Annotated in this window: 5 protein-coding genes and 12 tRNA genes; all 17 read left to right on the top strand. The window is 50.3% G+C overall.

The features are described from left to right. Nucleotides 1–43 precede the first annotated feature (43 nt). The 17 genes from FD19_RS09390 (at nt 44) to FD19_RS09310 (ending at nt 7,541) form a co-directional block, all read left to right on the top strand. Nucleotides 44–131: transfer RNA gene (locus tag FD19_RS09390), tRNA-Ser, on the top strand. A gap of 4 nt (nt 132–135) precedes the next feature. After that, nucleotides 136–207: transfer RNA gene (locus tag FD19_RS09385), tRNA-Glu, on the top strand. A 15-nt stretch (nt 208–222) separates the two neighbouring features. Beyond that, a tRNA-Ser gene (locus FD19_RS09380) sits at nt 223–312 on the top strand. Between the two features lie 10 nt (nt 313–322). After that, nucleotides 323–396 (top strand) — tRNA-Met (locus FD19_RS09375). A gap of 14 nt (nt 397–410) precedes the next feature. Next, nucleotides 411–484 (top strand) — tRNA-Asp (locus tag FD19_RS09370). A 5-nt stretch (nt 485–489) separates the two neighbouring features. Beyond that, nucleotides 490–562, top strand: a tRNA-Phe gene (locus tag FD19_RS09365). 5 nt (nt 563–567) lie between these two features. Beyond that, a tRNA-Tyr gene (locus tag FD19_RS09360) sits at nt 568–648 on the top strand. A 5-nt stretch (nt 649–653) separates the two neighbouring features. Beyond that, nucleotides 654–724: transfer RNA gene (locus FD19_RS09355), tRNA-Trp, on the top strand. Nucleotides 725–737: 13 nt separating this feature from the next. Next, nucleotides 738–810: transfer RNA gene (locus FD19_RS09350), tRNA-His, on the top strand. A gap of 10 nt (nt 811–820) precedes the next feature. Continuing rightward, nucleotides 821–892, top strand: a tRNA-Gln gene (locus FD19_RS09345). 24 nt (nt 893–916) lie between these two features. Next, nucleotides 917–987 (top strand) — tRNA-Cys (locus tag FD19_RS09340). 42 nt (nt 988–1,029) lie between these two features. Beyond that, a tRNA-Leu gene (locus FD19_RS09335) sits at nt 1,030–1,114 on the top strand. A gap of 461 nt (nt 1,115–1,575) precedes the next feature. Then, a complete protein-coding gene (locus tag FD19_RS09330) occupies nt 1,576–2,793 on the top strand; it encodes a glycosyltransferase family 4 protein (protein ID WP_054751017.1) in 1,218 nt (405 codons plus the stop codon). Continuing rightward, nucleotides 2,786–3,847, top strand: a complete 1,062-nt coding sequence (locus FD19_RS09325) for a glycosyltransferase family 4 protein (RefSeq protein ID WP_054751018.1) — start codon at nt 2,786–2,788, stop codon at nt 3,845–3,847. The genes FD19_RS09330 and FD19_RS09325 overlap by 8 nt, the downstream gene beginning before the upstream one ends. A 23-nt stretch (nt 3,848–3,870) precedes the next feature. Next, nucleotides 3,871–4,908, top strand: a complete 1,038-nt coding sequence (locus FD19_RS09320; RefSeq protein ID WP_056969906.1) for a lysylphosphatidylglycerol synthase transmembrane domain-containing protein — start codon at nt 3,871–3,873, stop codon at nt 4,906–4,908. A 72-nt stretch (nt 4,909–4,980) separates the two neighbouring features. Next, nucleotides 4,981–5,253 carry a YkuJ family protein gene (locus tag FD19_RS09315; RefSeq protein ID WP_054751019.1) on the top strand — a complete coding sequence of 91 codons (273 nt, stop codon included), beginning with the start codon at nt 4,981–4,983 and terminating at the stop codon, nt 5,251–5,253. Between the two features lie 182 nt (nt 5,254–5,435). Beyond that, complete coding sequence (locus FD19_RS09310) at nt 5,436–7,541, top strand: LTA synthase family protein (protein WP_056969904.1); 2,106 nt, start codon at nt 5,436–5,438, stop codon at nt 7,539–7,541. Nucleotides 7,542–7,907: the final 366 nt, after the last annotated feature.

Raw genomic sequence — 7,907 nt, 5'->3', positions numbered from 1 at the left:
GTTCAAGTCCATTTAGGCCCATTGAACTAAATATATTCATTATGGAGAAGTACTCAAGTGGCTGAAGAGGCGCCCCTGCTAAGGGTGTAGGTCGCGAAAGCGGCGCGAGGGTTCAAATCCCTCCTTCTCCGTTGTGGCCCGTTGGTCAAGTGGTTAAGACACCGCCCTTTCACGGCGGTAACATGGGTTCAAATCCCGTACGGGTCATTACCAACCTAGCATGGAGAATTACCCAAGTGGCTGAAGGGAACGGTCTTGAAAACCGTCAGGTCGGTTTATGCCGGCGCGAGGGTTCGAATCCCTCATTCTCCTTTACAATTATCGCGGGATGGAGCAGTCTGGTAGCTCGTCGGGCTCATAACCCGAAGGTCGCAGGTTCAAACCCTGCTCCCGCAATTCAACTGAATATTGGTCTCATGGTCTAGTTGGTTAGGACGCCTCCCTGTCACGGAGGAGATCACGGGTTCGAGTCCCGTTGAGACCGTTAATGGCTCGGTAGCTCAGTCGGTAGAGCAATGGATTGAAGCTCCATGTGTCGGCGGTTCGATTCCGTCCCGCGCCATTGATGGGGGATTAGCGAAGTGGCTAAACGCGACGGTCTGTAAAACCGTTCCTTCGGGTTCCTAGGTTCGAATCCTAGATCCCCCATAAATAGGGATATAGTTCAATGGTAGAACAACGGTCTCCAAAACCGTCGATGTGGGTTCAACTCCTACTATCCCTGTGGTTCCATTATGGCGGTATTGGTGAAGTGGTTAACACACTGGTTTGTGGATCCAGCATACGTGGGTTCGATTCCCACATACCGCCCTTTGTTTTTTGGGGTATAGCCAAGTGGTAAGGCAACGGACTTTGACTCCGTCATGCGCTGGTTCGAATCCAGCTATCCCAATTCCCCAATTGGGGTACTTTTGATGGCGGTATAGCCAAGTGGTAAGGCAGAGGTCTGCAAAACCTTAATCGTCGGTTCGAATCCGATTACCGCCTTCCTAGCGGGCTTACCGCAGGAAATTGAATATACCTTGTTATGCCGGTGTGGCGGAATTGGTAGACGCGCTGGATTCAAAATCCAGTTCCTGTTGAGGGAGTATCGGTTCGACCCCGATCACCGGTATTATGGCTATGAACATAGCCGGACGTAAAGACTCGTAAAGCTGTTAAATCAGCATTGCGGGTCTTTTTTTTCATATCCAGATAAATTGTGTTTGCACAAATTCGGGTCACAATTGCATCAAAACCAGAATGACATAGACAGTCTACGACCATGTCGCCGAAGGGGTCACGACTTGTTCTTTCTTTAACGACACTGTATTGTACAGGCTGTAGTTTTGTCGTTTGGACTACGACGCGGTGCACACTATTGATGAGCAAATCGCGGCCGCAAACTTTTTTGAGCTTAAATTGGCATACATCTTCCGCCTTTTTGCAGAAACTCATCCTTGAGACTGATGGCAACTAATGGTGTAGGGGCGACAATGGTCAGTATATTAAGGTACGTGGGTGGGAAACGTGAATTGCACCCCGTGCCGGAAATCTCTATACTGACAATAAGCATTCCATTGAGGAGGGATTGGCGTGAATATTGGCATTTTTACCGATACATACTTTCCGCAAGTGAGTGGTGTAGCCACGTCCATCAAAACGCTGAAGGATGACCTCGAACGTAAAGGGCATTCCGTCTACATTTTCACTACCACGGATCCGAAGGTGCCCGAAGGGACTGAGGAACCAAATATCTTTCGTTTTACCAGTGTGCCGTTTGTCTCCTTTACGGACCGGCGGATTGCGGTCAGAGGCCTTTTTCACGCCCTACAAGTAGCTAAGAAGTTGCGTTTGGACATCGTCCACACCCAGACTGAGTTTGCCCTAGGGTACATTGGTAAGTTTGTGGCGCGTAACCTCAAAATTCCCGTGGTGCACACGTACCACACGATGTACGAAGACTACCTGCACTACGTGATGAATGGGCACCTGCTACGGCCGTACCACGTTAAGCAGATTTCCCGTGCATTTTTACATAATGATTCTGGGGTCGTGGCGCCCAGTGAGCGGGTTCAAAACACGCTGGAGCGTTACGGGATCAGTGCGCCCATTCGCATTATTCCGACTGGGATCGACTTGAGTCAGTACCAGCGTGCACCACAACGAGACGTGCGTGGTGAGTTGGGACTCAACGATGTGCCCGTGTTGGTGTCGATTTCGCGGGTGGCCTACGAAAAGCGAATTGATCGGGTCATCGACGCCATGCCGCGAATTCTGCGGCAGCATCCGGACGCCGTGCTGCTTGTGGTTGGTGATGGCCCAGCGCGCGAAAGTTTGGAAGAACAAGCCGAAACTTTGGAATTAGGAGATAGTGTGCGCTTCCTGGGGGAGGTTAACCACGAGCAGGTGGCCGACTATTACCGGGCGGGCGATATCTTTGTGTCGGCTAGCGATTCGGAGGCGCAAGGTCTCACGTACATTGAGGCCATGGCCTCTGGAATCAAGGTGCTGGCACTCCAGGGCGATTACACTAACGCCTTGTTAGATGACCCCACAATTGGTCGGACTTTTAAGAACCCTTCCGAAATGGCCGCGCAAGTCGTTGATTATTTTGACCACCCGGACGCATATCGCGGTGATGACGCGCGTAACGCCAAACTGCAGGCGGTGTCAGCGGACGAATTTGGTAACCGGATCCTGCAGTTCTATCAGGACGCGACGGTGTATTACCAAACTGCGATTGCGGGTCATGAAACACGGGGGCCCATTCGCTTACACCGGGTAAGACGGAGGAACAGTATCAATGATTAAGATCCACATGTTTAGTTCGGCCACAAAGGTTGCGGGCCAGGGTGTGGGGTCCGTGTACACGGAGCTCATCTCGTTGTTGCGGCGCTATTTTCCGCAAGACTTTGATATTCGCATTAATGATTACGGACGCAGTGACATTAGTCACTACCATACGATTGACCCCCAGTTTTACGCGTCATCGTTTAGCCCGCGTCGGGGTCGCAAGATCGGTTACGTGCATTTTCTGCCCGATACACTTGAGTCCAGTCTGACGCTACCCAAAGTGGCGCAGGGCGTACTCAACAAGTACGTAATCGCCTTTTACAAACGGATGGACCAAATCGTGGTCGTCAATCCCAACTTTATTCCCCGGTTGGCTGATTATGGGATCAACCCGGAGCACGTGACGTACATCCCCAACTTTGTCTCCCAGCGCACCTTCCATGAGGACGATGCGGATACACGTGCTGCGATTCGCGCACGACTGGGTATTCAACCAGATGACTTTGTGATCTTTGGTGCGGGTCAGGTGCAGGAACGCAAAGGGGTCGATGACTTCTTGACGCTCGCCCGGCGGCATCGCGAATTCAAGTTCATTTGGGCGGGCGGCTTTTCGTTTGGCAAGATTACGAATGGTTATGGCCATTTGAAGGATGCGGTGGCCCACCCACCGGCCAATGTCACCTTTACGGGCATCATCCCGCGGCCAACCATGGTTGATTACTACAACGCGGCGGACCTATTCCTCTTGCCGTCCTTTGAGGAACTGTTCCCCATGGCGGTCCTAGAGGCTTTTGCAACGGGCACGCCAGTTATGGTACGTGATTTAGCATTGTATGACGGCATTATTCGTCCGTACGCCATGCTGGCTCCCGATGTGGATGCCATGGATCGGCAACTACAGCAGGTGGCGGATACACCTGCATTGTGGCACCACTACCAGGACCTCAGTCACGCGGCTGCCCAGGAGTATTCCGAAGAGCGTTTGGCGGGTGTTTGGCACGAGTTTTATACCGCACAGGCCCGGTTGGCGCCTCGCCGCGGTTGGGGACGGCATCGTGACCAGCAGCGGTAACACCGCGGACAGGGGGTGTGCCAATGACTTCGAAGAATAAACTGGTGGCCGTGTTGATGGTGTTCGTGGGCGTGGTCATCTTTGCCTGGGAAAGCCGTACACTGAATCCACACCAAGTCGTCCGTGAGCTCACCCACCTGAACATGTGGTGGTTACTGGTTGCTACCCTGATGATGTTGGGCTCGTGGGTCGTCGAGACGGTTGTGTTACAGGTGCTGTTGCGCCATGAGGGTGAAAAGCTGATGCCGTTTGGCAACGCCCTGCGCGTGCCGTTGGTGGAACAATTGTTTAATTCCATTACCCCGTTTGCGGCGGGGGGCCAGCCAGCACAATTGGTCGCCATGCTGCAAAGTGGCGTTGAGGGTGGTCGCGCCAGCTCGGTGCTGTTAATGAAGTTTATCGTTTACCAATTCATGGTCCTGATTAACTTTGTCTTTACAATCGTCGTAGCCTTTCGTACTGTTGCCGTCCACTTTGGCGCGCTGGCCGTGCTGATTGCCTTCGGGATGATCATCCACGTGACGGTCATTGTCGGGTTGTTGCTGGTGATGTACTACTACCGTTTTACCCGGAAGCTGTTACACTGGGCGATGAAGCCGGTGGGCTGGTTTATGGGTGCTGAGCGGCGGGACGTTAAGGAACTCGAGTGGGTCGCGAAGATCGATACTTTTTATGCGGAGAGTCTGCAGCTTAAGCAGGCGAAACGCAAAGTCATCTGGGCGTCCATCCTGACGATGGTGGAACTGCTCATGTACTACAGTGTGCCGTACTTTGTACTGCTGTCACTGCACGTGTCAGACGTGAACATTATCGAAGTGATGGCATTACACGTCATGATTGTGATTATCACCTCGATTTTTCCGGTCCCTGGTGGTAGTGGTGGCGCAGAGTACAGTTTCAAGACAATTTTTTCGATGTATATCGGCAACCCTGCCACTATGGTGCTAGCGATGTTGCTCTGGCGCTTCTTAACCAATTATTTGGGGATGATTTGTGGGACGGTGGCAATTGCCGTTCGGCCCCGGCGGTCAGTTCGGCGTACGGAAAAATTACTAAAGTAAGCGATATTTTGCCGCACGGATGGTGAATCCGTGGTATGCTCATAGCAGATAGAAGATAAGGGGGATACTCTCATGAAAGGTTCACAACTTGTTGCAATCATTAAGCGACTTGAGGCAATGCAAGAAGCTGATTCGAACGAAACCCAGACACGGCGTTTCGAAAAGAACGGCGATGAGCGGGGCTTAGTATCTTATGACCCGCAGACGGAAACATTTGAGCTGGAAGAGATGGCGACGCACCAGACCTTCAAGTTTGACAATATTGATTTAGTAGCGATGGAAATCTTTGACTTGCTCGATGACGGTACTGACCCCGAGGATGAGACTCCATCAGCGACCGAGTAAGTAGCTGCCACATGTTGGTACACAAAGAGTCCACGGCCTGTGCCGCGGCTTTTTTGTTTGTCTTGCTACTTGTTAATTGGTTAATTTTGCTAGTTGAAACTAGTACATAAATTTCGACGCGGTATAATATGCGTGTTATAGCCATTTTTTGGCTATCATGAAGAACAATCTGGAGGTCCACTATGAAGGAATTAGGCGGTCGTATTCGTCGCGCCTTGAGCACCAGGATGGGATTTTTCGTTCTGGCCGTTGCGCTTTTTTGGGCAAAGACGCTCTGGGCGTATAATACGAAATTCAACCTCGGATCCACTGGCAGTTTTCAGCACCTGCTGCTGGCGTTGAATCCGTTACCGACGACCATTCTGTTATTTGGGGTGGCGCTGTACATGACGGGCCGTAAGTCCTACGTCACGATGTTGCTGATTGATGCGGTGACCACGACTTGGTTGTTTGCGAACATTCTGTATTACCGTGAATTTTCGGACTTTATGACCTTTGCCCTGATTAAGGGGAGTAGTTCAGTGTCCAATAATCTCAGTACGGGGATTACTAACATTATTCGCCCGTCTGACTTCTTGGTCTTTCTTGACCTTATTATTTTAATTGTCGTATTGGCATTCAAGCTGGTACGGGTGGACATGCGTCCAGTCAAGAAGCGTGTAGCCATGTTGATCTCCTTGTTGGCGGTCCTGCTCTTTGGGGCGAACCTGCAGATGGCTTATCACGATCGTTCAGGATTGTTGACCCGGACGTTTGATAATAACTACATCGTCAAGTACTTAGGTCTGAACGTGTACACCGTGTACGACGGGGTCAAGACTGAACAGAATAGTGCCGTGATGGATAAGGCCAAAGCTAGTGACCTGGATAGTGTGAAGAACTGGCTGAAGAAAAACCATATGAGTGGCAACGTTTCGTATCGGGGCGTGGCCAAGGGCAAAAACGTTATCATTTTCCATTTGGAAAGTTTTCAGCAGTTTTTGATTGACTACAAGTATGACGGTAAGTACGTCACACCTAACCTGAACAAGATCTACCACGAGAGTGATACGCTGAGCTTTGACAACTTCTTCAACCAGGTTGGCCAGGGGAAGACTTCTGACGCCGAAATGATGCTGGAGAATTCACTGTTTGGGACTTCTGAAGGTTCGGCCATGAGTCAGTACGGGACTAGCAACACTTTCCAGGCAGCTCCGGCAATTTTGGCGCAGTCCCAGGGTTACACGACGGCAGCATTCCATGGGGATGTACCTAGCTACTGGAACCGGGAAAATACTTACAAGTCCTGGGGGTATGACTATTACTTCAGTAAGTCGTACTACAAGGACAAGAAGGGTTACGAGATTGGTTACGGGCTGAAGGACAAAATTTTCCTGAAGGAGTTGACCCCTTGGCTCGAACAGCTACCGCAGCCGTTTTATGCGAAGATCATTACTCTGACCAATCACTATCCGTACCCCTTGGATAAGAAGAACGTGACGATCCCGAAGACCAAGACCGGTGATGATACCGTCGATGGGTACGTACAGACCGCGCACTACTTGGATCAGGCGGTGGGTGAGTTCATGCGCTACCTGAAGAAGTCTGGTTTGGATAAGAATACGATGGTGGTCTTTTACGGTGATCATTATGGTATCTCTGACAACCATAAGAAGGCTATTGCTAAGTTGATGGGCAAGAAGACGTTCAACGACTTTGATGTGGCCCAGTTCCAGCGGGTTCCATTGATGATTCACATGAACGGTCTTAAAGGTGGGGTTAATCATACCTACGGTGGTGAAATTGACGTATTGCCAACGCTGGAAAACCTGTTGGGCGTCGATAGCTCTAAATACATTCAGTTGGGGACTGATTTGCTAGCACCAAATCGTAACCAAACGGTGGCCTTCAGGGATGGCGACTTTGTGAGTCCAACCATCACTAAGGTAGGTAGTGAGTACTATAATACGCAAACGGGCAAGAAGATCAGCCATCCGACGAAAGCGCAGAAGTGGCAGGAACGGGCTAGTCTGAACCGGACTACGACCATGTTGTCGTTGTCTGACCGTATCATTCAAGGTAACTTGCTACGGTTCTACCACCCGAGTGGCTTTACCAAGGTCAATAAGGGTGATTACAATTACAAGTTGAGTGCCACTAAGAAGTCGCTCAAGAAATTACAGGAGAAAAAGAAGACTAGTTTGCTCTACAAAAATGGTAATAAATCCACGATTGATGATTACGTCACGGATGCACCAGAGTTGAGTGGTAGTAGCAATAGTAGTTCTAGTAGCTCCAGCAGTAACTAAGTAGCCGTTACTAACTCCGTCGCCGGTTTTGTATCACTACATGTGATGCAAAACTGGTGGCGGAGTTTTTGTGTGGGGTAGACGCGGCCAGCGCCGTTATAACAGGGGTTTGCAGGCACCGGTAATTCACGCAATGTTTTTTAACGATTTATTTGGCAAATTGTCTTGACGGTGGTGGGCGTCGCTGGTACTATATTATTTGTTGTCTGAGGGGGATATACGTACCGGGTGCAGTCATTGTTACTGATGCTCGGACATAACAACCAAGCGCATGATTATTCAAAATATTGTGTTGACAATGGTTGACCCTGATGATAAGATATCTAAGTTGCCTCGGGCGACCGGTAGTACTTTGAAAACTGAACA

It is taken from the genome of Lacticaseibacillus thailandensis DSM 22698 = JCM 13996, from assembly GCF_001436135.1.
In the GTDB taxonomy this organism is placed as follows: Bacteria; Bacillota; Bacilli; order Lactobacillales; family Lactobacillaceae; genus Lacticaseibacillus; species Lacticaseibacillus thailandensis.
This window is presented reverse-complemented; position numbering and strand designations above follow the sequence as displayed.